At 34.4% G+C, this 24936-nt stretch carries 26 protein-coding genes and 1 tRNA gene; 7 read left to right on the top strand and 20 right to left on the bottom strand.

All coding sequences use genetic code 11. From position 1 onward, the window contains the following. Nucleotides 1–2: 2 nt before the first annotated feature. The 3 genes from CYAN10605_RS06805 (at nt 3) to CYAN10605_RS19290 (ending at nt 1793) form a co-directional block, all read left to right on the top strand. Nucleotides 3–821 carry a helix-turn-helix domain-containing protein gene (locus CYAN10605_RS06805; RefSeq protein ID WP_015219203.1) on the top strand — a complete coding sequence of 273 codons (819 nt, stop codon included), beginning with the start codon at nt 3–5 and terminating at the stop codon, nt 819–821. A gap of 237 nt (nt 822–1058) precedes the next feature. Beyond that, on the top strand, nt 1059–1526 hold the full coding sequence (locus CYAN10605_RS06800; protein WP_015219202.1) for a YbjN domain-containing protein: 468 nt from the start codon (nt 1059–1061) through the stop codon (nt 1524–1526). 135 nt (nt 1527–1661) lie between these two features. Then, entirely contained in the window at nt 1662–1793 is a 132-nt protein-coding gene (locus CYAN10605_RS19290) for a hypothetical protein (RefSeq protein WP_277422494.1), read from the top strand. Nucleotides 1794–1936: 143 nt separating this feature from the next. Here the strand turns inward: CYAN10605_RS19290 and CYAN10605_RS06795 are convergent. Continuing rightward, a tRNA-Arg gene (locus CYAN10605_RS06795) sits at nt 1937–2011 on the bottom strand. A 130-nt stretch (nt 2012–2141) separates the two neighbouring features. Between CYAN10605_RS06795 and CYAN10605_RS06790 the strand changes: the two genes are divergently transcribed. Continuing rightward, nucleotides 2142–3410, top strand: coding sequence for a DUF6130 family protein (locus CYAN10605_RS06790; RefSeq protein ID WP_015219201.1), 1269 nt, complete (start codon nt 2142–2144; stop codon nt 3408–3410). 239 nt (nt 3411–3649) lie between these two features. Here CYAN10605_RS06790 and CYAN10605_RS06785 read toward each other — a convergent pair whose 3' ends face one another. The 4 genes from CYAN10605_RS06785 to CYAN10605_RS06770 form a co-directional block, all read right to left on the bottom strand. Further along, the gene (locus tag CYAN10605_RS06785; protein ID WP_015219200.1) at nt 3650–4363 is read right to left on the bottom strand and encodes a hypothetical protein; all 714 of its coding nucleotides are present in this window, start codon (nt 4361–4363) and stop codon (nt 3650–3652) included. A gap of 96 nt (nt 4364–4459) precedes the next feature. Continuing rightward, on the bottom strand, nt 4460–6658 hold the full coding sequence (locus CYAN10605_RS06780; protein WP_015219199.1) for an MASE1 domain-containing protein: 2199 nt from the start codon (nt 6656–6658) through the stop codon (nt 4460–4462). A gap of 26 nt (nt 6659–6684) precedes the next feature. Further along, entirely contained in the window at nt 6685–7839 is a 1155-nt protein-coding gene (locus tag CYAN10605_RS06775) for a glycosyltransferase (RefSeq protein ID WP_015219198.1), read from the bottom strand. A gap of 126 nt (nt 7840–7965) precedes the next feature. Next, complete coding sequence (locus tag CYAN10605_RS06770) at nt 7966–8907, bottom strand: isoaspartyl peptidase/L-asparaginase (protein WP_015219197.1); 942 nt, start codon at nt 8905–8907, stop codon at nt 7966–7968. 91 nt (nt 8908–8998) lie between these two features. Here CYAN10605_RS06770 and CYAN10605_RS06765 point away from each other — a divergent pair, with 91 nt between their 5' ends. Continuing rightward, nucleotides 8999–9298 carry a DUF2499 domain-containing protein gene (locus CYAN10605_RS06765; RefSeq protein WP_015219196.1) on the top strand — a complete coding sequence of 100 codons (300 nt, stop codon included), beginning with the start codon at nt 8999–9001 and terminating at the stop codon, nt 9296–9298. Nucleotides 9299–9460: 162 nt separating this feature from the next. On the opposite strand, the gene CYAN10605_RS06760 is transcribed toward CYAN10605_RS06765, so the two are convergent. From CYAN10605_RS06760 to CYAN10605_RS06715, 10 genes are all read right to left on the bottom strand, one after another. Continuing rightward, nucleotides 9461–10234, bottom strand: a complete 774-nt coding sequence (locus tag CYAN10605_RS06760; protein WP_015219195.1) for an ABC transporter permease — start codon at nt 10232–10234, stop codon at nt 9461–9463. Between the two features lie 5 nt (nt 10235–10239). Continuing rightward, nucleotides 10240–10605, bottom strand: a complete 366-nt coding sequence (locus tag CYAN10605_RS06755; RefSeq protein ID WP_015219194.1) for a hypothetical protein — start codon at nt 10603–10605, stop codon at nt 10240–10242. Nucleotides 10606–10929: 324 nt separating this feature from the next. Further along, complete coding sequence (dprA, locus tag CYAN10605_RS06750; protein WP_041922723.1) at nt 10930–12069, bottom strand: DNA-processing protein DprA; 1140 nt, start codon at nt 12067–12069, stop codon at nt 10930–10932. Nucleotides 12070–12238: 169 nt separating this feature from the next. Further along, on the bottom strand, nt 12239–12709 hold the full coding sequence (locus CYAN10605_RS06745; RefSeq protein WP_015219192.1) for a DUF4079 domain-containing protein: 471 nt from the start codon (nt 12707–12709) through the stop codon (nt 12239–12241). A gap of 156 nt (nt 12710–12865) precedes the next feature. Beyond that, nucleotides 12866–13735 (bottom strand): prephenate dehydratase, encoded by an 870-nt coding sequence (gene pheA, locus CYAN10605_RS06740; RefSeq protein ID WP_015219191.1) that lies wholly within the window; start codon nt 13733–13735, stop codon nt 12866–12868. 117 nt (nt 13736–13852) lie between these two features. Then, the gene (locus CYAN10605_RS06735) at nt 13853–14191 is read right to left on the bottom strand and encodes a 30S ribosomal protein PSRP-3 (protein WP_015219190.1); all 339 of its coding nucleotides are present in this window, start codon (nt 14189–14191) and stop codon (nt 13853–13855) included. Nucleotides 14192–14477: 286 nt separating this feature from the next. After that, entirely contained in the window at nt 14478–14675 is a 198-nt protein-coding gene (locus CYAN10605_RS06730) for a hypothetical protein (protein ID WP_015219189.1), read from the bottom strand. A 193-nt stretch (nt 14676–14868) separates the two neighbouring features. Further along, a complete protein-coding gene (surE, locus tag CYAN10605_RS06725; protein ID WP_015219188.1) occupies nt 14869–15708 on the bottom strand; it encodes a 5'/3'-nucleotidase SurE in 840 nt (279 codons plus the stop codon). Nucleotides 15709–15796: 88 nt separating this feature from the next. Beyond that, nucleotides 15797–16174, bottom strand: coding sequence for a YccF domain-containing protein (locus CYAN10605_RS06720; protein ID WP_015219187.1), 378 nt, complete (start codon nt 16172–16174; stop codon nt 15797–15799). A gap of 79 nt (nt 16175–16253) precedes the next feature. Further along, nucleotides 16254–17396 carry an extracellular solute-binding protein gene (locus CYAN10605_RS06715; RefSeq protein ID WP_015219186.1) on the bottom strand — a complete coding sequence of 381 codons (1143 nt, stop codon included), beginning with the start codon at nt 17394–17396 and terminating at the stop codon, nt 16254–16256. A gap of 213 nt (nt 17397–17609) precedes the next feature. Here CYAN10605_RS06715 and CYAN10605_RS17805 point away from each other — a divergent pair, with 213 nt between their 5' ends. Then, nucleotides 17610–18086, top strand: a complete 477-nt coding sequence (locus CYAN10605_RS17805; RefSeq protein ID WP_015219185.1) for a hypothetical protein — start codon at nt 17610–17612, stop codon at nt 18084–18086. Nucleotides 18087–18284: 198 nt separating this feature from the next. Here CYAN10605_RS17805 and cobT read toward each other — a convergent pair whose 3' ends face one another. After that, nucleotides 18285–19382, bottom strand: a complete 1098-nt coding sequence (gene cobT / locus CYAN10605_RS06705; protein ID WP_015219184.1) for a nicotinate mononucleotide-dependent phosphoribosyltransferase CobT — start codon at nt 19380–19382, stop codon at nt 18285–18287. A 259-nt stretch (nt 19383–19641) separates the two neighbouring features. On the opposite strand from cobT, the gene CYAN10605_RS06700 reads away from it, so the two are divergent. Continuing rightward, the gene (locus CYAN10605_RS06700) at nt 19642–20445 is read left to right on the top strand and encodes an EI24 domain-containing protein (RefSeq protein WP_015219183.1); all 804 of its coding nucleotides are present in this window, start codon (nt 19642–19644) and stop codon (nt 20443–20445) included. A 224-nt stretch (nt 20446–20669) separates the two neighbouring features. On the opposite strand, the gene CYAN10605_RS06695 is transcribed toward CYAN10605_RS06700, so the two are convergent. The 4 genes from CYAN10605_RS06695 to cbiB form a co-directional block, all read right to left on the bottom strand. After that, nucleotides 20670–22898: a PBP1A family penicillin-binding protein gene (locus tag CYAN10605_RS06695; protein WP_015219182.1), complete on the bottom strand. Its 2229-nt coding sequence runs from the start codon at nt 22896–22898 to the stop codon at nt 20670–20672. A 355-nt stretch (nt 22899–23253) separates the two neighbouring features. Continuing rightward, nucleotides 23254–23454 (bottom strand): hypothetical protein, encoded by a 201-nt coding sequence (locus CYAN10605_RS06690; RefSeq protein ID WP_041922441.1) that lies wholly within the window; start codon nt 23452–23454, stop codon nt 23254–23256. A 4-nt stretch (nt 23455–23458) separates the two neighbouring features. Next, nucleotides 23459–23698 (bottom strand): hypothetical protein, encoded by a 240-nt coding sequence (locus tag CYAN10605_RS06685; RefSeq protein ID WP_015219181.1) that lies wholly within the window; start codon nt 23696–23698, stop codon nt 23459–23461. A 191-nt stretch (nt 23699–23889) separates the two neighbouring features. Next, entirely contained in the window at nt 23890–24855 is a 966-nt protein-coding gene (gene cbiB / locus CYAN10605_RS06680; RefSeq protein WP_041922720.1) for an adenosylcobinamide-phosphate synthase CbiB, read from the bottom strand. Nucleotides 24856–24936: the final 81 nt, after the last annotated feature.

Raw genomic sequence — 24936 nt, 5'->3', positions numbered from 1 at the left:
TTATGTTATTCCTTCGATTTTTTGCTTCTAAATCATCCTCTGAAACCGTAGATTATGACGCTGTCAGAAAAACTATATTAGAAGAAATTGGTCAAACACTAAAACAAAAAAGACTGGAACTCAATTATACTGAAGAACTCGTCAGTAATCAAGTTCATATTCCTATAACTACTGTAAAAGCGATCGAAAATGCAGATTTTACCCATTTGCCTGAACCTATTTTTATCAAACAAATTATCAACAAATATGCTAACTACTTAAAGATAAATGGAGAAGAATTAAGTAATTGTTTTCCCTTAGAAAATAATAAAAAAGCACAAAAACAGTATCTCAAAAAATCATCTAACTTCAAATTTAATATCCAATTATCTCCGAAATATCTGTATTTAATTTACTTATTTTTAATCCTATTTTCTATTAGAAGTTTGAGTAATATTTTGGAGTTTAGGGAATTTCAAGAAACTAAACTACCTCAAACAGAAATAGTAGAAACAGATACCAGCAAACAAAATCAACAACCTCAAGCCATTCCTGCCGTAGAAAAAAAAGAAGAGTCAGTTAAATCCGAGCCAGAAGAATTAAGTTTAAAACTCACCGTTAAACAAGATGCTTGGGTAAAAATAATTGTCGATGGTAAACCAGTTTATGAAGGAATTTTAGATCAAGGAACAGAGAAAGAATGGATAGCCAAAGAAAAATTAACCATTCGCACAGGTAATGCAGGAGGGGTAATGATTAGTTTAAACGAGCAAAAAGCAAAAGAATTAGGTAAATTGGGACAAATTGAGGAGGTTACTTTTGAACTGCCAAGAAGATCGTGAAATTTAGTAGAAGGTGATGAAAAACTGGTGTCAGGGAATGGGAAATGGTAAATAATTGATAATTAATAGACCTCTTACCAAATGAAAATTAAGATAAAATTAGTGCAGTTTGAAATGAATTTCACCACTGTTCCCTCTTCCCTTTTCCCTAACTTCTACAAGAAGTCTAATCATTGCGCGAGTATAAAACAGGAAACTACTATACAATAAATCTTAATTGAATATACGTAATTAACTATGACTACTCCAGAACTTGAAATCAATCAGGAATTCAGCGATTTAGAAGATTTTACCCCCTCTAAAATCAGTCATAAAGACGAAATTGAAACTGTTATTTACAGTTTAGAAGAAAACGATAGTGCCATGGTGCAAAAAACTGATGAGGGATATATCTGGAAATTTCAATATGGCACAGTAGAAGTATTTGTACAATTGACAGGAGAAACAGAGGAAGATTTATTCAAAGTTTGGTCTGTTGTTTTACCTTTACCGGCAAAAAATGAAGCCGAATTAATGCGTTTATTATTAGAAATGAATTGGGATGGAACTTTTGAAACAAATTTTGGTATTTTTAATAATCAAATAGTGCTTTCCACTCAGAGAACAGTTGATGACCTTTCTGCTAGTGAAATATCCCGTGCTATTACCCTAGTGGCATCTCTAGCGGATGAGTATGACGAGGAATTACAATCTAAATACTTGTAGTGTTTAGCGGACATTTTGCATCAATGGGACAATACTTAATAAACTTCTAGCTTTCTCAAACAAAAGGCAAAGGTTGAGAGAATTGACTATTTTTTATAGAAATGGATTTTAACTTTCATTTTGTATAAAGATCTAATGAGTAAAGCGGGTAAAATCAAATTAGTAGCCGTTGGGCAGACGGTGTTGCAGTCTGTGGAGGATAAAGGATACGGGGGCAAAGAGCAATCTTTGCCTAGTTCCTCCCGAAGAAGCAGAAAATCCAAGTAGCGATATTTGGAAGTCCACGCCTGTATGCGTAGCATCAGCGTGAGAGTGTCACATTATGGTGAAAACTAAATTCTCTTACCTTGCCCTAACTAATCAAAGATGTGTCGAGTAGGTGCAGAATCTGATTCAATCCAAATCAAAAGCGGGACTGAACGGACTTGAACCGTTGCTAACAGCGCTTAGGAGGCGCTTGCTCTATCCATCTGAGCTACAGCCCCAAATTTTAAGTTTTGTAAAGAAGATAATTCTAGTTTAGCTAATTTATTGGGTCTTGAACAATTTTTTCTGGTAATTGGGGGAGATTAGGTTTCCCGATTAGTTATTAATCAATTTTTACAATCAAAGATTATGATGAGTCGAATCAAAATTTTATCTTGGTTAACTGTGATTTTTTTCTGTTGGACATTACTAGGTTGTAGTGATACGATCGAAAGTGTTCAAGCCTTCAACAGTGAATCAAAGTCTCCGATTCCAAGGGTGGAAAATATCAGTGAAGTTGCCCCCCCTAAATTAATTCAAGAATTAAATAAAAACTTTAGTCAGACTAAACCAGAGGTAAAGATTCTTTCCCCTCAAATAGATGAAATCGTTAATTCTCAAGATGTCTCTGTTAGTTTACAGGTTAAAGGGTTAGATATATTTAAGGATGAAGAATTAGGAATGGGACCTCATTTACATTTTTTCCTAGATGATAAACCTTATCAAGCTATTTATAGTGCCAGTGAGCCTATTATATTAGAAGGTTTAGCCCCCGGTACTCATACTATTAGGGTTTTTGCTTCTCGTCCATGGCATGAAAGTTTTAAAAATCCCACAGCCTATGCTCAAACAACGTTTCATGTTTTTACTGCCACTGAGGACAATAATCCTTCTCAAGATGAGCCTTTACTCACCTATAGCAGACCTCAAGGCACTTATGGAGCAGAGCCGATTATGTTAGACTTTTATTTAACTAATGCTCCCCTTCATGTCGTTGCCCAAGAAAATCCTGCGGATGATATTGCTGACTGGCGCATCAGAGTCACTATAAACGGAGAATCTTTTTTATTGGATACGTGGCAACCTATTTATCTGACGGGTTTTAATAAAGGTCAAAACTGGGTTAAGTTGGAGTATATTGACGAAAATGGTAATGTGATTCAGAATGCCTTTAATAGTACAGTAAGGGCAATAAATTATGATCCTTCCCTTCAGGATACCTTGGCTAAATTAGTTACAGATAAAATTAGTTTAGATAAAGTAAAAGCAATTGCCCTAAAAGATTATCAAGGGTTGCAAGAGGTGAAGACTCAAGAGAAGGAAGAAATTATTGAAGAAGAATTATCCGAAGAAGTAGAGGAAGTGAAAGAAGAAAAATCGGAGATTTTGGAAGAAGAGTTAACTCCAGAAGTCATAGAGGAAGAGTTAGTTGAAGATGTGACAGATATAGCTGAACCTTCGGTGAATGAATCTAAGCCAGAAAACATGAAGGTGGAACAAGATAAGGATATTTTACCGCAAGAAATTGAACCTACCGCAGATTTAACAGAGGAGCAAAATGAGCAAGAAAACATAAGCGAGGAATTAGAAACAAAAGAAAATAAGCAGGAAGATGTGAATGATTCTGATAATCAATAATTAGTAAAATTTATTACTAACCTCGTGAAAAGGGCAAAAAGCAACCCCCCCTTTATCTCCCCTCTCGAGGGGGGAGGGCAAAGGTAAATAATTGATAATTAATAACTTCTAACTTCTGTACGGGCGAATGGTCACTCGCCCCTAACTTACCCTGAACCCCTTACCGCTTGCGGAACAAGCACTCGATCGTTCTCTCGTATTCCCTCACACCTACAACCTGAAACCTCTTTTCCAACCCCTTACTTTTGTTTCATCACCATTGAAGGATAAATTATTTCAGACAAAGGTTGATGAGACAGACAATACCAATGACAGGTAAACAAATCTGGTTCTTGTGTACCAATAGATGCGATCGCAGGTGTGGCAGGGAAAGGCCAAAGACGGTCAAAAATTATCTGTTGCTCTAATAAACGGAATTGCAATAAGTAAACAGAAGGAATAGCCTCAATAGAATCTAATAAATTTTCAGCCAAATGACAAAGTTTTCGGAAAATATCTGGGGATAAATGACAAGGTTGTTGATAGTCATTGGGAATCATTCCTTCACTAATGACTGAACCATAAATCAACTGTTCATGAGTAAAAATGATAGGCAACCATAAATCCCCTAAATATTGATTATCTTGACTGGTGTGATAACCAAAATTCTTTTCTACCCATTGTCGTCTTTTTTCTAATTCACGACAAGCAAAATAAATCTTCTGAGCGGGAAAAACAAACCAATCGGGTAATTTAATCGTCAAAGGACAATATACTAAGTTGGATGAAGGGGATAATAACTGTAGAGATTTTGACCACAAATCGGCACCACTAACAATCTCAATTTCTGAATGGGGATTAGACTTTGTAACTCCTCTCGCTAAAGCTCTAGCCATCCTCTCCGCCACAGGGGCATTAGGACTAATTTTACCTCCTTCTACTTGAGCATTGACGATAATGATAACTTTTGACATTCTTTAACTGATGTAGTTCTATACTTTATTATCTCAGTAACGGTAACTTAATTCTTGATTTAACATGAACTTCTTAGTATTTATTTTTTCATCATTTTAACCTCGCCATTGATAATAACTTTTCAGGGCATTGCAAATATCCTCTATTTTTACTGGCTTAGAAATATAATCATTCATTCCCACTGCTAAACATTTTTCTTTATCCCCTTCCATAGCATTTGCCGTCATAGCAATAATATAGGGTGGTTGTTTTATTGTATGTTTCTCTCGTATTTTTTGAGTAGCAGTTATTCCGTCTAAAATTGGCATTTGCACATCCATAAAAATTATCTCATATTTTATCTCATTTAATCTATCTAATACTTCCTGCCCGTTGTTCACTAAATCTATTTTATAACCTAATTTTGACAAAATTTTTACAGTTATTTTCTGAATGACAAGATTATCTTCTGCTAATAAAATTTTTATATTCTTTGTAAATTGCTCAAGGTTAAAGGGCCGTAAATAAATATTTTCATCAGTTTTGAGAATCTCATTTTTTTCTGCTATAACTTCTAGGGTAATAGAAAAAATACTGCCCTGATTTAAGGTGCTTTTAACTTCGATTTTCCCCTTCATCATTTGAATCAATTTCTGACTGATGGCTAATCCTAAACCTGTACCTTGAGAATGTAAACGAGTTGACTCTACCTGCTCAAATGCTATGAAAATTTTTTCTAATTTGTCTGAAGGAATACCTAAGCCAGTATCCTCAACAACAAAATTTAATTCAACTTTATTTTCTGAGAGTGGAATGGCAATAGTTTTAAAAATAATTTTTCCTTGAGGAGTAAATTTAACAGCATTTCCTAAAATATTAATTAGTATTTGTCTTAATCTTTTTTCATCTATTTTGATAGTAACAGGTAAAAAGTGACTGTGTTCAATAATAAAATCTAACTTTTTCTTTTGTGCCGCTACTTCAAACATTCCTTCTAGTAACAGGAGAAAATCTTTAAAATTTACTACTTTTTCCTCCAAAAATAGTTTTCCTGCTTCGATTTTTGATAAGTCTAAAATGTCATTAATTAATGTTAATAAATGTTCTCCTGATTCGTGAATTAGCCTTAAATCATGTCTTTGTTTTTCCGTTAAAGCTGTTATGTTATCAAATATTTGTGTTGTTCCTAGAATAATATTTAAAGGTGTTCTTAATTCATGGCTCATATTGGTGAGAAAGTTACTTTTTGCTAGGTTCGCAACCTCTGCTTCTTGCTTAGTTTTCTCTAATTCAATATTTTTTTCAATCAAATAATTCCTAGATAATTTTAATTCTTGCAGGGTTTTATCTCTTTCGTGCAGTAAAGCAATAATGAGTAAATTAACGCAAGCCATTACGGTAATAAAAATTTGTAAATCAACGAGGACTTGTTCTTTATTAGTACCATCTAAAATAGAGATATTAATAATGGTTTTATTTATACATAAAATTGAAATTAACGCATTAAAATGGTTGGCAATTAAAGCCTTAAATCTAAAAGTACACCAGACCAAAGGAAGCAATAAAAAATATTTTAAATGTAATGAATAATCAAAAGTAAAATAAACAAAAATAACAGTTATAGAAATAAAAAATATTAACTCTTTAGCATTATTAATATCATTATAAATCAAACTATTTAATTTTCTTTTAAAAGAAGTAAAATTTTTAATTTTATTAAAATATAGCCAGTCTTTCCAAGTAAAAAATAAAGGAGTTATGAGCAAAATTGCTGTAATGTTAGAAATCCACCACGTAAACCACGAAAAAATAATTAAATCTGAACTAATTTTCCCTTGTAATAATAAAATACTAATACCAAAAGTTGCGTTTAATATTGGTGCTAATAAAGCAGAAAAAAAGATAAACTTTCCTACTCTTTGTAGATTTTGCAACGGGGATTCTTTACTATTAGAATGGCGAAGATAGTAAGCAGAAACACCAGTACCAAACATTGTGCCTAATGCCATAATACTAATAGCGATAGTATAGGATATGACAGACCAGAAATTATTAAGATTAGAAAACGCCCAAAAATTAGCTAAAAATGAACCTAAAAAAACACTGGGTAAAACTTTATAACCCCATAAATAGACAAAAGCAACGGCAAAGCCATCGGGAAACCAAACAGGGGTAACGGAATCAGGAGTCGATGCTAACCAACGACATAACAGGGAAATAGCATAGTATAGTAGGGCAAAGATAAGTAAGACAAAAGGATTGCCTATTTTTCTAATCTCAAAACCATTGATGAGGTTTTTTGGTTTAAATGTCATTGTTGATTAGGCATGGTGCTTCAATGTTATATAAAACTTAATACCTGTGCTAAGGTATGGGTAAGGTTGTTGATACTGTAATAATTTTCGCATCTCTGACGAGCTAGTTTGCCTCTTTGTTTTGCCTCTTCATAGTCACTGAAAAGAAGACTTATTTGTTGTGCAATTTCTGCGGGGGATTGAGGATTGATTAAGTAGCCTGTATCGCTCAAAATATGGGGAATTTCTCCTACTTTCGTGGCGATTATTGGTTTTGCCATTGCCATTGCCTCAATCAATTCTAAGGGGCATTTAGCAATATTTGCTGGAAGATTATGGGGGGTTATCATCATTATGTGGGAAAGTGCGATCGCATTTTGAATTTGGTCAAAAGATTGAGGTTGTATAGTAATTATCCATTTCCCCCATTTTTCCTGTAGCTGTTGATAGTAATCTTTATTTTCTGGATTTCCTCCCACTAAAATTAATCTTAGCTGAGGATTATTTAATTGATCTAAGGCTGTTAATATATCTTCTATGCCCTGCCCTGCTTTACAAGTGCTTGTTACCATCAAGAGTTTATAGTTATTTAAGCCATATTTTTCTCTCAATTCCTCTCCATTGAAATTGTCAGGGTTAAATACTTGAGTATCTCTAACATTAGGTAAATAAGTGCCACCATAACGGTATTCGAGAAACTTACTACTAACCGTAATACCGCCCACACGATTCATTGCCTTTTCTAGCCATTTCAAATAAAGAGGATGCCCGGGTTTTCTCAAATCACTATCTTGACTAAAAACATCATGGAAAATCTGCCCTTGATATTGCCAATCATCTCCGCCCCATTCTCCCATTTCCCAATCATCTAAATCAAGAATTAAAGGCTTTTTTCCTCGCCATGCTTTTATCAAACCCACTCCAAAACTACTTAATTGCGGTTTAATAACATATAGAATATCTCCGTCAATTTCCCCACTCAAATCAAACATCGTTTTTACCAAAGAGGGTAAAGGTTTACCATGAAAATAAGTGATAGACAAACCATAGGGAGGAGAAGGATAAATTTCACCCCCAAAAAGGAAACCATAAATGTTTACCTGATAACCTAATTTTTGTAACCCTTGAGAAATAGTATAACCCCTTGTTGTACCGTGAAGGGATAAATCGGGTATTAAGACTGAGATTTTTTTTTCACTCATCGGTTTCTGGTTAAATAAAAAAGGTATCAGAAGTCAGAAGTTAAGGTTTTAGAGAGAAACCTATTCTTAAGAGGCTGTGTGACGAAGCGTCTCCGCCACCTTGTAAATGCCGTAAATAACTAATCACTAATTACTAATGACTAATTTTTCTCCCTTCCATTCTAAACAATCACTCATTTTTTCTCCATCATGATAGGCGGCAAGTAATATTTCGCTGGTTTTTCCCAATACTATATTACCTGTACGAGAAATTGCGATCGCACCTAAGTCTCTTTTATTTTCCCAAGCCTCTTTCATGGATTTTTCCATTGCTTCGTTTAAAGACAAGCCATCAGTAACACGAATAACAATTTTTGCCGCTAAACACTCATCGATAATATCTTCTCCAATACCCGTGCAACTCACCCCTGCATAACTATTGGCATAATTACCCGCAGGCATAGCCGAATCGCTAACTCTTCCCACCTTTTCTAAACCTTTCCCACCTGTCGAAGTACCCGCACTTATCCTACCATATTGATCTAATGCTACCACTCCAATAGTACCCCTACGAGCATTCGGGCTAACTTCTGCTACCACTCCTGCCATTTTCCTTGTAAAATTATTTTTTCTTTCTTCTATCCACTCTTGCAAACGTAAGTCGGTTAAAGGATCATAAATAGGTAACTGTAATTCTCTGAGTAATTCTGCACTCCCGTAATCTGATAAAACTCTGTCTTCTTTATTTTGAAGGATATTTGCTAAATTAATCGGATTTTTGACTTTAGAAACATTAATTACACCGCTAAATCTTTGCTTTTCTCCATCCATTAAAGCCGCACTCATTCTAATTTGTCCATCAGATTGTAATACAGAACCCGTACCCGCATTAAAACGAGGGTTATCCTCCAATAGCTGACAACCTTTGATAACTGCTTCTGTGGCGCTTTTTCCCTCTAACAACAAATTATAAACCTGTGTGACGATACCATAAAGAGATTCTCGTATTGCTGTTAATCCCCCCTCACCCTTTAATGAACTTCCTGCTCCGCCATGTATAATAAGTTTTGGTTGCACTTTACTGGTCATGATTATTGTCCACTAATATTAAGTCAATCTCTATATTTTACAAATATTTACATTCTTCAGTAGTTTATAGTCATTTAGAGGATTTATTGTGATGCACTCTCTCTCAATTCCCACATGGATAGTTCATGTTTCCAGTGTTATTGAATGGATAGCGGCAATTTGGTTTGTATGGCGTTATGGAGAAGTAAGTGGCGATCGCAGTTGGTATTGGTTAGCATATGGTATGTTACCAGCCCTAATTAGTGCTATGTGTGCTTGTACATGGCATCTATTTGACAATGCAGAATCTTGGCAATGGTTAGTAACCATTCAGGCTTTAACGACTGTTATCGGCAACATAACCCTTTGTATCGGTGCTTGGAAAATTTGGCAATCATCTATTACCACCTAAGTTAGAGATAAAATTGTCGGTTAAGGTAGGGAAAAGGGGAAACCCCTCTATATCTTCCCTAAAAAAGAGAGAAGGGAAACAGAAAAAAGTGCTTTTAATTGGCTTTTAATTGAGATAAACTGATTTTAAATAGATTTTTTGTGGCATCAGTTAATATTGAAACTATAAAACCGTTTCGGATTTAAGCATTTTTTCATAACACCACCAACCTAATAAAATAACAATAAAAGAGAATACAAATAAAAACCAAAAATGAATTTTAATATCACTAAATAATGCTCCTTTTCCCCATATTTGAATTAGAGCCTCATTCATATGAAAAATAGGATTAAACTGAGCTAATTGTTTCATTTTTTCAGGAAATAAAGAACTGGGGAAAAAAGTACCTCCTAAAATTAATAAAGGCACTCCAAAAGTCGCTACAATAGAGTTAACATCCTCGGTTCTTTTTGCTAATTGAGTACCAAAAATAAAACCTACTCCTACATAACTAATTATACTCAAAATAATGATAATTAAGCCCAAGAAAAAAGAGCCTTCGATGGGTTTTCCTAACAAGAAAAGTAATCCATAAATCAGAATAGCTTGACAAAATGCGATCGCACTATGAGCTAATAAAATGCCTAAAAAATAAGCAATTCCCATCAGGGGTGAAATAAATAGACGAATGAGAGTTTTTTGTTCTCTTTCTCCTACAATAGTGGCAATAGTCCCCCCTAAACAACTAAAAAATAAAGCCGCCCCCATCAAACTCGGAGGGGCAGATATTTTCATTGCCAAACTCACATCAATTTTAGCTCTTTCCGCAATAATATAACTGTTTAAAACGAGAATTGTTAAAGGAAAAACTGACCAAAAAATTAAATTTCTTTTTCTCTTTAATAATTCCTGTAAAATTCTTTGAAAAATAGCAATAGTTTGCTCATATAATTTCATATTAACTAATTAGAATCCCGTCTTCCTAAATCGTAAACAGCACAACAAATAACAGCTAAAATTCCGACACTAATTGACCAATTTCTCCCTAAACCTATCTCTACTAACCAATTACATAAAAGTCCCAAAATAAGAAAAGGAATAACACTCATCAAAGAAGCTAAAAAAGCATTTTGAGATTCTCTACCTTTCCGAGTCCGCTCAAATTCTGCTTCAGAAGTATAAAGGAAACGTTCAGCAAAATTAAACCAACGATATAAACCATCAATCACCATTTCTCTTAATTGAGCAAATCCCAGATATAAGGCTAAACACCATAAAAAACTACCAGTAATAATAGCAATATTAATTTCCCAATGAAAAAACCACATAATAGCAAATAATTAAATTTTAATTAGAATTTTTATTATATGAGATTAGGTTAAAAAATATTTAAAATCTTTGTTTTCTCAACTCATTAATAATTAATCTCAGTTCGGTTTAAGAATATCCGATAAGGTTAGGTGTCAGGTGTCAGGTGTCAGGTTGCAGGTGTTAAGGTGTTAGGGGATGGGGGGATGAGGTGATGAGGGGAAAGGGAGAAAATAATGCTTTCAGCTTATCCAAAACTCAGGTTAATTAGCAATTTAGTAATGGGGTGAATAGTTGATAATTAAAAACTCCTCATTCCTAACTCTTTTCAATTCTCCAACACCCTATTTTTTATACATCATGCCGGGTAATTGGGTAACTAATCCTTCTAATTCTAACTGTAATAAAATGCCCGATACTTCCGCCGAAGTTAAATTCGATTGGTTGACGATAACATCAAAGGGAGTAGGTGAAGATGCGATCGCATCATATACTATACTCAAAGGCTCTGATAAATTGGGTTTTGGGGTTTCGAGTAAAGTAGGAGGAGAAGAAGTTTCAGCAAAAAGGGATAATTGTTGAGGAGAATTTAAGTCAGGAATCGCGCCTAAACTAGATAATAATTCTTTTTCAGTAATGATTACCTCCGCTCCATTATGAATTAAACGCAGACACCCCCTTGCTTGAATATTATCAGGAGTGTTTGGTAAAGTATAAACATCTCGGTTAAATTCCGTGGCATAGTGGGCAGTAATTAACGCACCCGACTTTTCCGGTGCTTCCATCACCAATATCGCACGACATAAACCCGCCACAATCCGATTTCGAGCGGGGAAATTACCCCTTTCAGGGAGACTTCCATAGTCATATTCAGTTAAAATAAGTCCTTTTTCTGCAATTTCTGCCATTAATTGTTTATTATTGCTAGGATACACCCGATCAAGTCCATTTCCTAAAACTGCGATGGTTCTTCCTCCTCCATCTAGGCAACCACGATGAGCTATCGTATCTATTCCTTCTGCTAATCCAGAGACAATAGTAAAGCCATTTTGTGCTAATACCTTACTAATATTGTAAGTCCATCTTTTACCGTGTTCAGTTGGCTTTCTCGTGCCAACAATGCCGATAAGAGGCGTTAAACCTTGATTTTCAGAAATATCGATTTCTCCTTGATAATATAAAACGGGAGGAGGACTAGGAATTTCTAATAATAATTGTGGATATTTTCTTTCAAAAGGAGTGATAAATTGAGGATTTTTCTCTTTATGTTTTATGTATAGTTGCTCTGGATTTATTTTTCCCTTTTCTTCTTTGATTTTATTAACTAATTTTTTTCCTATTCCTTCTATTTTTAACAATTCTGATTCATTTATCTTCCACGCTAATTCAACACTGCCAAAATAATCATAAATTCTTTTTAAAGAAACCGCCCCAATACCTTTTATTTTTGACCAAGCTAACCAATATATTTTTTCTTTTTCAATATTGTTCATTACAAATCAAAAATTGATAATTTGATTATTTTCAACACTTTTCTCATACAAATGTCTAGCCTAAATCAAAAACTTTCACACGACCTAAGTTCAACCTAAGAATATTGGTTTTAGGCTTTAGTTAATTACTAATTACTAATTGTTAATTGTTAATTGTTAATTAGAGATTGCTAATAATTTTCTGTACAATTTGCATACCAGTCACCGCTTGCCAACCAAAAATTAATAACATACTCATATTTAAGCCAACATGGGTGAATCTAGCAAAATCATTACCTTTCTGCATATAAGGTACAAGAGAAACAGACACCGCCACCATTGCCATCATACCTAAACCCGCTAGTAAATGAGGACCTACAAATAATTTACCATTGTTAATGTAAGTGACAGCCATTCCCCCTACCGTGCCTAATACCACCAATGCCATAAAAATTGAACCGACTTTATGATGACGATTGGCAAAATTACCTTTGATTAATTCTTTTCTTTCTTCTTTACTAGCTTGACGGGTTTTTTTGACCTTAATGCCAAGATATAACGCATAAATTGCCATAGCAAATAACACCCACATCATAACGGGGTGTCCAAATTGAGACCAAGTTTTCACTGCTTCGGGTATTTCAAAATTCATGGTTTTGAGAAAACATTTAAAATAACTTCATATAATTTAACATAATTAGAGGTTGCGGAAAAAGTGGTGTCGCTGAGGGAAAATTGACCATTTATTGATTAAGCATAAAAGAAACGATCTATTCTGACTCGATATCATAAATAAGTAATAATTAAGTTATGATCTCTCTGAGTATAATTGATTGAGGTCAACTTTTTCAACATCGTAGCTACCAAGGATTTTTACGGTTTTTGTCACTTTTTCTAACTCTTTTAAGGCTTCTTGAATAGGTTTTCCGTCGCTATCTCCTTGTAAATCAAGGAAAAAAAGATATTCTCCCAAACAGCGCTTAGTAGGGCGAGATTCTATCTTTGTCAAATTAATTTGTTTCTGGGCAAAAATTTCTAATGGTTTTACCAACACCCCCGGAATATTGGCTTCAAAAGCAAAGCCAACCGACACATGATTTCCTCTTGTTTTTCCGATGCGATCGACAACCCAAAAACGGGTACAATTATCAGGATAATCGTTAATATTTTTAGCTTTGATCGGTAAATCGTATAGTTGTGCCGCACGAGAAGAAGAAATAGCACCAGCGGTAGGCTCTTGATTTAAGTGGTGTAAAGCCTCTGTCGTGGAATTAGTGGGAATTAAACGAGCTTGGGGAAGATTTTTTTCTAACCATTTCTGACATTGCGCTAATGCTTGAGGATGAGAATATATTGTTTTTATCCCTTTTAAAGAACGACCACGAGAAAGCAAATTATGTATAATCGGGATAGTTAAACCTTTACGAATATATAAGCCGTCCAATTGCCATAAAGTATCGAGAGTAATAGCGACAGTGCCTTCAATGGAGTTTTCTATCGGCACCACTGCTATATCTGCTTTTCCTTGTGCTAAGGCATGCAAAGTTTGAGAAATACTAGGTATAGGAATTAACTCAGATTCAATGCTATGAATTTCTTTGAGGAGTCGGGAATAGTAAAGTGTCGCTACTTCTGAGTATGTACCTTCTGGTCCTAAATAGGCAATGATTTTTGTCATATTATCTTATCTCGTCGGAAATGATGCCTTCTGCCGATATTTATCTTATCAAGGCAGAAGTAGGATGAATCAAAGTTTCTATTTTTTTATGATTTCATCCCCCTTCCAGAGTTTATCCTAGTTTGTACCAGAAAATACCACTGCGGGAAACTTCTCTTGAGCTTGAAACATGGTAGTTTTTCCAGCGTTTTCCTGCCAAAAATTAATGACTTCTGTTGCTTGGTTTAATAATTCAATTTTCTCAGTTTCAGTAATCCAAGTTTTTGTGTCTAATTCATCTTTTAATTCTTGCCAAGCATCGGTACGAGGCCAGAAATAGTAAGGAGTTAAAGGACTGATACCTTTACTAATAACATAATCTACAGCTAAGGCAACATTTTTATCTAACCAAACGACCTTAAGCACGAAACGACCTTCAATGTTTGTTTCTAATTGATTTTCTATAGTGGTTTCCAATTAAACCTCCGAATAAAACTACTTAAATACAAATAATATTTATACAAACTAACATTATACCCTAAATACAGACTAATATCTTTAAAATCTCAAAAGGAACAGGGCAAGGGGCAATAATTTGAGTTCGGAGAGAACGCTCGAGCGCTCTTACACTCCTTTCAGTCGTGAACGGAGTTCGGAGTTCAGAGTTAATATAAAAAAGAAATTTCCCTCTAAAACCCTAATACCTGAAACCTGAAACCTGAAACCTACTACCCTTATCCGATATTTTTAAAACGAACTGAGGTTAAATTAACTCACGAGAGGTGAGCTTTTCAATATTGGCTTGAGTTTGATATAACAAGTTATCACGACTATCTTTTACTTGGTCTATTTGGGGTAAAAGATTACGGGATTGCAGACTCATGTGTATTTGTAAATGAGCTACATAATCACTCACATCCTCTTTTTTGTGTTGATGAAAGGCAGATGACGGTAAATTCATGGGATGATAAAAATTTTATATATAGCCTGTTTGTTAGCTCAGAATTTATCATTTTTTTTCTGAACAGTCAAGATTATTCGGTGGTATTAGAATTATTATTGCTAATTTTTAATATTTCTTAATAGCTTTTGTGAGGATTTGTTTGGAGAAGCTAGTTATGAATGATCAATAGACATCTCCAATAATAGACATTTTAAGGGCTGAAGCCCTTACTACGAGCCAACGAAAAATAATTTATGGAGAGATCTAATTTTTGTTCTAGTCGTTGAACTGTAACCACATCTGTTAAGTTATATTGCAAGGGTGTAATGGTAATATAGTTATCTTTGTTTGCTTGAACATCGGTGGGTAAATCTGGAGGCAAGTAAATATGTTCAGGTTGTTCAATTTCTTCTACTACTTCCCCGGCTAACCAATAATAACTTTTTCCTCTGGGGTCAAATCTTTGTTGAAAATTCTCTGTATAGCGTCTGATACCCTGACGAGTGATTTTGACTCCTTTGATTTCTGGCTCGGAAACGGGGGGAATATTCACGTTTAATAAGGTTGCTTCGGGTAATGGATTTTCAATTAACTGTTGGATTAACTTTAGAGCGTAATTGGCGGCGGGTTGAAATTCCTTGATGGTAAAACTAGCTAAACTAAAGGCAATGCTTGTAATTCCTTCCATTGTACCCTCCATGGCGGCAGACACTGTTCCTGAGTACAATATATCTGTTCCTAAGTTTGAGCCTTGATTTATTCCTGAAAGAACAAAATCGGGGGGATTATCTTTTAAAATGGCACTTAACGCTAATTTTACACAGTCTGATGGTGTGCCAGAACACGACCATGCTGTTACTTTTTCGTGAAAAATTCCTTCGATTATGTCTGCACGAATGGGTTGATGGAGCGTTAAACCATGTCCTGTAGCTGATCTTTCTCTATCTGGTGCTACAACTACTACTTCATGATCACAGGATGCGATCGCATTTGCTAATGTTCTAATTCCCTTGGCAAAAATACCATCATCATTACTAATTAATATACGCATTTTTTGAGCAATAAATTTAAGAGGTTATAAAGTTAGATTGAGAAGTGAAATAAGAAAGAGATGATCAATAAAAATGATTAATTTTTAATTAGTTAACATCTTGCAAATTTCTGCCAAAAGGAAACAAAGCAATTGGGATTAACTTAAAATGTTGTTGAGCAAAAGGAATGCCAATAATAGTAATAGCCAAAATTAAACCATGAACAAGATGAGAAAGAGCAATTTCCCAACCAAATAAAATTACCCAAATAACATTAAAAATCATAGTCAAAAGATTACTAGAATCTTCAGCAACGACATTAATTTTACCAAAAGGAGTTAAAGTAGCTATGCCAATTTTGATAGTTTGTAAACCGAAAGGGATACCGATAATTGTTAAACAAAGACTTAAGCCACCAATAATATAGCCCAATCCACTCACAAAACCGCCAAAGATTAACCAAATAATATTGCCAAGTAGAGTCATAATAATTCTCTAATTTTTATTTTGTAAGAGGTCTATTCCTGATTTTTGAATTTTATCACATCCCGATTTTTGTTTTTATTTATAGTTGAGTCCATATTTGTTCATATTCTGCAAAAAACTGACTTTCGAGAGGCTCAATAAATTCGCTTTTTGCTAAAACTTCGGGAGACATTAAGGGTATTTGACGATTAGTTTCCGAGAAATTTGTTTCTACAGGAGAAATTCCACTACTAAATAAACTAATTTGCCGTGCAGATTTTGACTGCCAACAAAAATCAATCCAATTATAAATTTTTTCCAACTCCGATGATTGATTACGAGGTTTTACCCATATATCTGCCCATAGAGAAGTGCCAGAAAGAGGAATTACTGCTTTAATGTTATGGTATCTTTCTATTAAGGGAATTATATCCGTTGACCATCCCACAGCTAACCATGTGTCGCCTAAAATCAGAGGTTGCAAATAGTTACGAGAATCATAAAATTTGACTTGTTGATTTAGGGTTTTTAATTCCGGCAATAGGTTATTAATTTGCTTAAGATTCTTTGTATTGTATGAATAACCAAGTTTTTTTAACACTAAACCAATAACTTCCCTCGGTTGATTGAGAAGGGAAAAACGGTGTTTTATTTCTGGTTTCCATAAGTCTTCCCAGTCTTGGGGTTGCCATCCTAAATTTTGCAATTTATCTTCTCGGTAGGCAATCATAGTATATCCCCAACGGTAAGGTGCACCCCAGATTTGACCTTGATTATCTAATTTGCCCTGATTATTTCTGATAACTAACTTTTGGAATAGAGGAGATAATTTAGACCAATTTTCTAATATTTTTAAGTCTAGGGGATCTATTAATTCATTTTCAATGGCAAATGGTAGCCAATAGTTACCTAAAGTAGTTAAATCTTGTTTGTTGATTTCCCTTTGATTATTGCCGATGATTGATAATTGGAGAGTGGATTTTGGGGAATTATTATTAAGGTTATTAATTGTCTTTTCTTGTTGAGTCAATAGAGACTGATAAAGTTTTTCTAGGGTAGATTCTGGTTTTAGTCTGACAATACCTAATTTTGCTGATTCTTGTTTGATATTTGTAATTAATTGGTTAGGGAGTGAACCTTCTAAAATGGCAATGGATAAATCAGAGGCACTTTCACAACCAGATAAAACGCTAGAGAGTGCAACACTTCCACTACCTAATAAAAATAAGCGACGACTAAGCATAAAAATTTGATCTTGATTTCACCGATAAGCGAATCTACTTTCAACTTGTTTTTTAAAGTATTTTTTTATGTTTTTATCTTTACAATAGTTAACAAAATACCGTTGATAAATCTTAAATTAATCAGGAATACTGAGGATAATTTTATAACAGACTTTAGCATAGAAAGAAGAAAAGATAAACTATTTTCCTTAATTTTGCGAGATATTCTATTTATGACTGATAAACAACAAGATTTGAAGAAAATTCACAAGAGAATTGGCCAAATATACTTAATGGTGAAACAATTAGCCGAACACGTGGGATGGCAAGGAATAGATAATTCTCATATGAGTTTAGACAATGATTTAACGAATCTAACTTCTCAACAAATGGATCTTTTAAATCAATCTTCTTCTGATTCTTTTCAACCTTCTACGTTTAATGGTAGAGAAGGTTTTTCTTCCGAGCATCACCAGTTATTAAATAATCATAAAGATATTTTGGTGGATGATAATTCTTTACAAACTTCTTTTTCTAGTTCTTACTCTTCTGTTTCTGATAATGTCAACATATCTTCTGAAGAGCAGGTTAATCGTTTAACCGCCCAGTTAACAGCCGCCTATTACCGTATTGCTTGTTTGGAGGAACAATTATTGGCATTTCGTAACGATTTGGCTCATAGAGATGATGATTTTTATCGTTTACAGTAAGGTATTACCCAAATTAGACATAAAATTATGGGTGGGGGTGAGGAAATTTTGTTAATTGATAGGTTTCAACTCTTTGTTTTTCAATAGTTTTTTCATTAAATTCAGGTGATTATGAATCTCAAAGCCTTATTTTTCAATATTTCTTTTCTCGAGTATCATAACTAGGGCTAAATGCCTGAAATCTGAAATTAGCTAGATTTAAAACTGAAGAATAATCTTTTCTATGGCAGATAATAATTCTTCTTTTGTCATACCTAATAAATGAGATGCGATCGCACTTCCTCCTGCTCCCACTCCCTCTTTGACAAAACCTTGCTCATAAACTTGCAAACTGGGAAAACGGGAATTACTAAAATTCAATTGTGTTGCACAAACAGACACATCCCCGATTAATTGAGCTAATCCGACGGTGTCTCCTGTGGTGTCTTCGGCTACCCACCGAGTTGTACCAACGATAATATTGTCTAAACAGGTTTCAAGGTTATAGTAACGATTTAGGGCTTTGATTAGGGCATAGATAGCTAACATTTGTGTGCCTCCTGCCAACATTACCCCCACTGTTGTACTAGCAGAAAGAGCGATCGCACTTACTACTATTTGCATCGGATCACCCACTGCGGCGATAATTTCTAAGGGATCATTAAAATTATAGTTACTATTTTTTAACCCTCGGCTGACAATCTCCCATTTTTGTTGATGATTACATACAGGATGGCTACTATTAACTTTATCTTGAGCTTCGATACCTAAAGCAGTTAACACCGCCAAAGCTGTTGTTGTACCTCCTACTACGCACTCACTCAGAATTAAATAGCTATCTTCTGCTTGTTGGGCAAGGATTTTTCCCCATTTTAATCCTTCTTGATAGAGATGTTTGACAGTATCTAGGGGTAAGGCTTTTCCCGTGGAAACACAATTAGCACTTTTTCCTCCTAAGTCAATATTGGCAACGGAAGGAGATTGCAGTAACCCTGCATTGAATATAATTACAGGTAGATTAAATTTTTCTACCACCGCACGACTGATGAAAGTGGGGGAGATTCCTACATCTAGGGGGGGTAAGGGAAAAATTGATTTTGTTTGAACACCTTTTACCAAAAATTCTGCATCAGCTAAAGCAGTATAGCGGCGAGAGTCAACGGTTGCCCCTGCGGTGGAAATGCCTTCGATTAAAGCTGTATTTGTAAACCCTAATGTGCAAGTGAAAAGAGGAAGACAATTAATATATTTGTTTAACCATCTCTTTCCCTGTTCTAATTGAGAATAGATTTTTATATCATTTTTAAAAAGCATCATTAAAAATTAGAAATTAGCAGTTAGTAATTAGCAATTAGAAAGGTTCTATCACTTCTCGTCGTGTAAATTATTAGTTAGAGTAGGCAATAGGCAATAGGCAATAGGCAATAGGAGATTATTAAATAATAATTTATAAACTTTTAGTTTTTATTTAACTATAAACACTATTCAATAAAGGTTATGGAAGTTATTTTTTATTAATTTATCATAACCACACTCTGAAGAACCATTATAAACAAAGACTATATTAATTAAAATTATGAGTAGATCAATAGTAACAGGATTTGGCTTTTTTTCAGGAGTTTTTTATCCTTTTTTAGCTCTTAAAATTATTTGGCAAAATAAAACTTTATGGCAATATTTAATTATTCCTATTTTGATCAATATTTTAGTCGGGATTATTTCTTATATTTTATTACTCAATCCTAGTTTAAATTTTTATGATAATTTTACTAATAATCTTATTCTCAGAGTTGATCAATTAATTGATAGTCTCCCTCAATGGCTAGAGTTTCTTACCTATATAATAAGTGCGATCGCATCTTTTTTAAAAGGAATAATTATCATAATTTTATTGATTTTAGTTGGTTTTGTTATCTTACAATTTGGGGGTATTTTGGGTTCTCATTTTTATGGAAAGTTGTCGGAAAAGATAGAAATTTTGAAAAAAGGTAATTTAGATTTGATTGAAATTAATATTGTTAGAGAAATTTTTAGGGCTATTTTATTTGAATTAAAAAAACTATTATTCATTATCGTTTTTAGTATTCCTTTATTTTTACTAAATTTTATTCCAGCTTTTGGTAATTTAATCTCATTAATCGGCGGATTATCTATCACCATAACGATTATTTGTTTAGATTTTTTTGATGCTACCCTAGAAAGAAAAAGACTATCTTTTCGAGAAAAACTGAAATTTGTTTGGGGAGGTTTTCCTCTTACTACTGGTTTTGGTTTGATTTGTTTAGCTTTAATAAGTATTCCTTTCGTTAACTTAATTGCTATCCCTATTTGTGTTTCAGCAGGTACTTTATTAATTTGCGATCATAATACACCACGTTAAAATAACCTCAGTTCAGTTTAAGAATATCGGATAAGGGTAGGTGTCAGGGAAAACGAGTTAGTTAGGGGCGAATGGCCATTCGCCCGTACAGGAGTTAGGAGTTTTTAATTATCAACTATTCACCCTTTATCCCCCCTCTTGAGGGGGGATAAGGGGGTGTTTGCCCTTTTAACTTTGCCTCTTGCCGACTTTCACCGACAATTTTTATATTGAAATCAGGTGATTTATAGGATTTTTTTCATATAATTTCCCCATAATAAAGCCGCCTGAGAGCTACTACTGTTGGTAGGAGAATTATCATCATTACCTAGCCAAACTCCCGTCAAAATATTATTTTTTGGCACATAACCAATAAACCACAAATCAACCCCTTTATTCGTTGTACCAGTTTTCCCTGCCTCCTGTTTGCCTAAATAAGCAGTTCTACCTGTGCCTGAAACTGTGACCTGTTGTAACATTCTATTCATGGTTTCGGCGGTAGTTTTTTTAATCGCCTGTTTTTGCTCATCTCCAGTTTCATTGAAACGATAGACTTCTCTACAGGTAGTATGATTATCAAAATCTTCACAATCTCTACCATCCCGAATTACTTTAATAGCATGGGGTTTTGACCAAATTCCCTGATTAGCAAAAGCGGTATAAGCCCCCGTAATTTCTAAAAGGTTAACTTCACTCTGTCCTAATATTAGCCCCGGCACTGGATTTAAGGGAGATTCAACCCCTAACTTTTTTGCCATATTCACCACTGAAGATAAACCCACATCTTTCGCTACTCTCAAAGCTACAGAATTTTCTGATTGAGCTAGGGCTTGAGTCATGTTTGTCGCTCCCCCTGTTCTTTCACAGGCTTTATATTGAAATCCTTGCCATAGCAATGGCGCGCAAGAATAGGTTTTAGAGGCACTTATACCGCTCTCTAGGGCGGCTGAATAAGCAAATACCTTAAAAGTTGACCCCGGTTGTCTTTGGGCCATTGTTGCTCGATTAAACTGGCTTTCGTTGAAGTCTTTTCCCCCCACTAAGGCAATTATTTCTCCATTTTTACTATTTAAAGATGCGATCGCACCTTGGGAAAAATTATGGGATTTACCGTTGCTATCAATATGATTTTTGAGGCTTTCTTCGGCAATAGTTTGAATTTTGGGATTTAAACTGGTTTCAATGATAAAATCACCCTCTTGGGTGAGGTCATCCCCTAATAATTCTCTCATTTCTTGGAAAACGTAACTATAATAATAAGGGGCAATTACTTGAGATAAAGTCTGTCTAGCTTTAGGACTAATTTCAATGCGCGATCGCCTTGCTTGGGATGCTTCTTCATTACTGATCATACCCAAATTCTCCATTCTGGCAATGACACGATTGCGTAAATTAACGGCAGTATCGTAGTCTTGCACGGGATTATAGGCATTAGGAGCGGGTAAAATTGCCACTAGAGTAGCTGACTCATTGATGTCTAATTCTCTTGCTGACTTATCAAAATAAAATTGTGCCGCATCTTCAAAGCCATATAAATTGATACCCAAATACACCCGATTCATATAGGTTTTGAGAATAGTGTCTTTGCTGTAAATCGCTTCTAATTTGGTGGCTACAACCATTTCTCGCCATTTTCTTGCCAAATTATTTTCCCTACCCACTGCTGGATATAAACTTCGGGCTAATTGTTGAGTAATAGTACTTGCACCTTGTCTTCCCCCTTCTTGATTTACCAATACTGCTCGAATAATACCAAGAGGATCAACTCCAAAATGCCAATAATAACGACTATCTTCAGAAGCAAGTAAGGCTTGGGGTAAGTAAGGAGAAAATTCTTTGAGGCTTTCTAATTCTCGATGGGGGGATTCGATACGGGGGGAAAGTAAAGTTTTACCATCTTCTGCATAAACTACCGTTGAACCTCCTGTATGATCAGGAATAGGATGAACTTGGTATTGGCTCCACTGTAAAACCATAAAACCCAATATTAACAATAAGCCCACACTGGTGCTAAGTAAACCATAACGAGCAAATAACACCCAGTTAGCAGGGGATTTATCGTAACGAATTTCGATCGCTTCTGCTAATTCTGGAGGTCCTAAAGTGATAAGATCATTATGGAAAAGATTAAGGGATTGATAACGCTTGCCACCACAATATACCCCGTTAGTAGAATTTAAGTCCTTAATAATAAACTGTAGAGGATTATTTTCATCTCTTTCAATCACGCAGTGAGTTTGACTAATAATCGGACTGCGGATGACAATATCACAATTTTTACTACTACGTCCTATGATATAGCGATCTCCTAATAAAGGATATACTTGAGGTCTTTTTTCTTGACCATTTTTAACATAAATAGAGGGTACTTTTGCATTTGCCTTAAGCACGGGAAAATGTACTTGTGCCTGAATTGTTTGCCAAATCCCCGTAAATGCTTGAGAAAAAGAATTGCTATTTGATTTGTTACCCATATATCTTTAATGAGGAATTATTAATTAGAAATTTGCAATTAGCTTTTATAAGTTAGTCACTATCGTTTTAAGAATAGTTAAATGGCTTAAGTAAGTTCAAAAAATTTATGCCTCATTTTACCGAGACAATGACATTGGGACATGAATTATGAAGTTAACTATTCACAAAATTAAGAAGCAATCTTAGTTTCCTTTTTAGTCAAACTTTCTTCTAACAATGAATTAATTAAGTAGCCCCACTTAATTAAACGTAAAATAGGTTCAGCTAGTAGTAAGGGCTGAAGCCCTCGGTTGTTTCAAGAACGTTTGAAACCCCTAAAGGGGTAACTACGAACTTTCTTTTCTTTTATTGGATCTACTTAGATAAACTATTTATACTTATCTTCTCTTTCTGTGCCAATGTTTCTAAACGTTGGTATAAATTTTCAGGTATTTTTTGAAAAAAATTATCATTATTTTTTCTACCACTAAAAGGTTTAGGAATAGGAAAACCAGTACTTTTTAAAGTATTAATTGTTTCTTGTAAAGCATCCAAACCGTATTTCAAATTATTCATAACTCTAATTCTCTACAAAATTGATGAACTTTTTTATATTGAACTTTTTTATATAAATTGGCTTAATTGGACGATGTGCAGGTATTGATAATGTTTTTCCATCACTTCTAATAAAAACCACATGAAAAGTGCTTTTTTGTCTCCATTCTATACCATAAGTTTGTGCTACAGTTTTCACATTTTCAATCCGCCAATCGTGAGGATTGAGTTTCATTTTTGCTAAAATTCTATCTGCTTTACTCATTAATTAATATTTTGAGAATATGGCGCTATCTTTGTTCAAGATACAATCAGTTTATCTATTTTTTCGTACATATCTCTCAATCTCAGATCTTGCATCTAGCTAAAAATGGAATGATGAAGATAGGGAAAAGTTAACAAGTAAAGGTTTGAGTTAGTTTTTAAAATTAATAAAAAAGGAAAGTTTAATGCGTTTTAGCTTAGAGATAAATATGTTATAGAAAATATTAAAACTCCTAATAATAACCATAACAAAAAACAAAAACGAGTTAAAAATAAAGCCTTTTTAATTACTGTTTCATCAATTTCCCTTTCAGGTTTTCCCAACAAGGGTTTAAACTTTTTTACCCCCTGATAACTATTTTCACCTCCCAATTGCACCTTCAAAATAACAGCATAAATGCCTTCACTCCAACCAGAATTAGGGCTAGGGTCTTGTATGGCATATTTTCGACATTCTTTAATGTTATAAATAGGATTTAAAGAAATCAAGCCTAAGGTTAACACCGTTAAACGACAAGGCAACCATGTTATATAATCTTCCCATTTTGCGCTAAACCAACCTATATCTTGATATGGTTCTCTTTTATAACCTATCATTGAGTCTAAGGTGCTTAATGTTTTATATGCGATCGCACTTGGTACACAACCAACTATAGGAATAAAACTTCCCAACAAAGCATAAAATAAGGGTGCAGTAACTCCATCAGTAGCATTTTCTGACACGGTTTCTAACACTGCCCGATAAATTTCTTCAGTGGATAAATTATCTGTATCCCTACCCACATAAAAACTGAGACGATGTCTAGCCTCGGATAAATTATTCTCTTTTAAAGCCGATAAAACATCTTCCGCCGCATCTGATAGGCTTCTACCTGCAAAACAACTAGCTAATAAAATAACTTGAAAGACAAACCCTAACCAAAAATTAACTCTTGATAGTAAATAGATAATTAACCAAGTAATTACCCCACTACCCAAAACCAAAACTAAGCCCAAAATAACTCCTGCTATTTTCCTAACGGTTTTATTCTCAGTTTGGTGAATGACGAAATTAACCGATTTTTCGATTATCCAACCTATCAACTGCACAGGATGAAACCAATTTTTCGGATCGCCTATAAGATAGTCTAAAATAGAAGCCAGCCAAATAATGGTCATAAATTTAATGAGTAATTCAGATAAGGCAAAGGGCAACATTGTTGAATTAATTTCCCCTAACATTCCAAAACCCTAACTTGT

The sequence above is a fragment of the Cyanobacterium aponinum PCC 10605 genome, assembly GCF_000317675.1.
Taxonomy (GTDB): Bacteria; Cyanobacteriota; Cyanobacteriia; order Cyanobacteriales; family Cyanobacteriaceae; genus PCC-10605.
Note: the sequence above shows the minus strand (reverse complement) of the source record. Positions and strands in the feature narration are given on the sequence as shown.

What these genes read in the sequence shown, in the direction of transcription:
- CYAN10605_RS06785 (WP_015219200.1), bottom strand. Translation starts at nt 4,363, where the DNA reads ATGTCAAAAGTTATCATTATCGTCAATGCTCAAGTAGAAGGAGGTAAA.
- CYAN10605_RS06730 (WP_015219189.1), bottom strand. Translation starts at nt 14,675, where the DNA reads ATGAATTTACCGTCATCTGCCTTTCATCAACACAAAAAAGAGGATGTG.
- surE (WP_015219188.1), bottom strand. Translation starts at nt 15,708, where the DNA reads ATGCGTATATTAATTAGTAATGATGATGGTATTTTTGCCAAGGGAATT.
- CYAN10605_RS06775 (WP_015219198.1), bottom strand. Translation starts at nt 7,839, where the DNA reads ATGAGTGAAAAAAAAATCTCAGTCTTAATACCCGATTTATCCCTTCAC.
- CYAN10605_RS06790 (WP_015219201.1), top strand. Translation starts at nt 2,142, where the DNA reads ATGATGAGTCGAATCAAAATTTTATCTTGGTTAACTGTGATTTTTTTC.
- CYAN10605_RS06770 (WP_015219197.1), bottom strand. Translation starts at nt 8,907, where the DNA reads ATGACCAGTAAAGTGCAACCAAAACTTATTATACATGGCGGAGCAGGA.
- cbiB (WP_041922720.1), bottom strand. Translation starts at nt 24,855, where the DNA reads ATGACCATTATTTGGCTGGCTTCTATTTTAGACTATCTTATAGGCGAT.
- CYAN10605_RS06700 (WP_015219183.1), top strand. Translation starts at nt 19,642, where the DNA reads ATGAGTAGATCAATAGTAACAGGATTTGGCTTTTTTTCAGGAGTTTTT.
- CYAN10605_RS06755 (WP_015219194.1), bottom strand. Translation starts at nt 10,605, where the DNA reads ATGTGGTTTTTTCATTGGGAAATTAATATTGCTATTATTACTGGTAGT.
- CYAN10605_RS06760 (WP_015219195.1), bottom strand. Translation starts at nt 10,234, where the DNA reads ATGAAATTATATGAGCAAACTATTGCTATTTTTCAAAGAATTTTACAG.
- CYAN10605_RS06695 (WP_015219182.1), bottom strand. Translation starts at nt 22,898, where the DNA reads ATGGGTAACAAATCAAATAGCAATTCTTTTTCTCAAGCATTTACGGGG.
- CYAN10605_RS19290 (WP_277422494.1), top strand. Translation starts at nt 1,662, where the DNA reads ATGAGTAAAGCGGGTAAAATCAAATTAGTAGCCGTTGGGCAGACGGTG.
- CYAN10605_RS06715 (WP_015219186.1), bottom strand. Translation starts at nt 17,396, where the DNA reads ATGCTTAGTCGTCGCTTATTTTTATTAGGTAGTGGAAGTGTTGCACTC.
- cobT (WP_015219184.1), bottom strand. Translation starts at nt 19,382, where the DNA reads ATGATGCTTTTTAAAAATGATATAAAAATCTATTCTCAATTAGAACAG.
- CYAN10605_RS06765 (WP_015219196.1), top strand. Translation starts at nt 8,999, where the DNA reads ATGCACTCTCTCTCAATTCCCACATGGATAGTTCATGTTTCCAGTGTT.
- CYAN10605_RS06805 (WP_015219203.1), top strand. Translation starts at nt 3, where the DNA reads ATGTTATTCCTTCGATTTTTTGCTTCTAAATCATCCTCTGAAACCGTA.
- pheA (WP_015219191.1), bottom strand. Translation starts at nt 13,735, where the DNA reads ATGACAAAAATCATTGCCTATTTAGGACCAGAAGGTACATACTCAGAA.
- CYAN10605_RS06745 (WP_015219192.1), bottom strand. Translation starts at nt 12,709, where the DNA reads ATGAATTTTGAAATACCCGAAGCAGTGAAAACTTGGTCTCAATTTGGA.
- CYAN10605_RS17805 (WP_015219185.1), top strand. Translation starts at nt 17,610, where the DNA reads ATGACTGATAAACAACAAGATTTGAAGAAAATTCACAAGAGAATTGGC.
- CYAN10605_RS06780 (WP_015219199.1), bottom strand. Translation starts at nt 6,658, where the DNA reads ATGACATTTAAACCAAAAAACCTCATCAATGGTTTTGAGATTAGAAAA.
- CYAN10605_RS06685 (WP_015219181.1), bottom strand. Translation starts at nt 23,698, where the DNA reads ATGAGTAAAGCAGATAGAATTTTAGCAAAAATGAAACTCAATCCTCAC.
- CYAN10605_RS06720 (WP_015219187.1), bottom strand. Translation starts at nt 16,174, where the DNA reads ATGACTCTACTTGGCAATATTATTTGGTTAATCTTTGGCGGTTTTGTG.
- CYAN10605_RS06800 (WP_015219202.1), top strand. Translation starts at nt 1,059, where the DNA reads ATGACTACTCCAGAACTTGAAATCAATCAGGAATTCAGCGATTTAGAA.
- CYAN10605_RS06690 (WP_041922441.1), bottom strand. Translation starts at nt 23,454, where the DNA reads ATGAATAATTTGAAATACGGTTTGGATGCTTTACAAGAAACAATTAAT.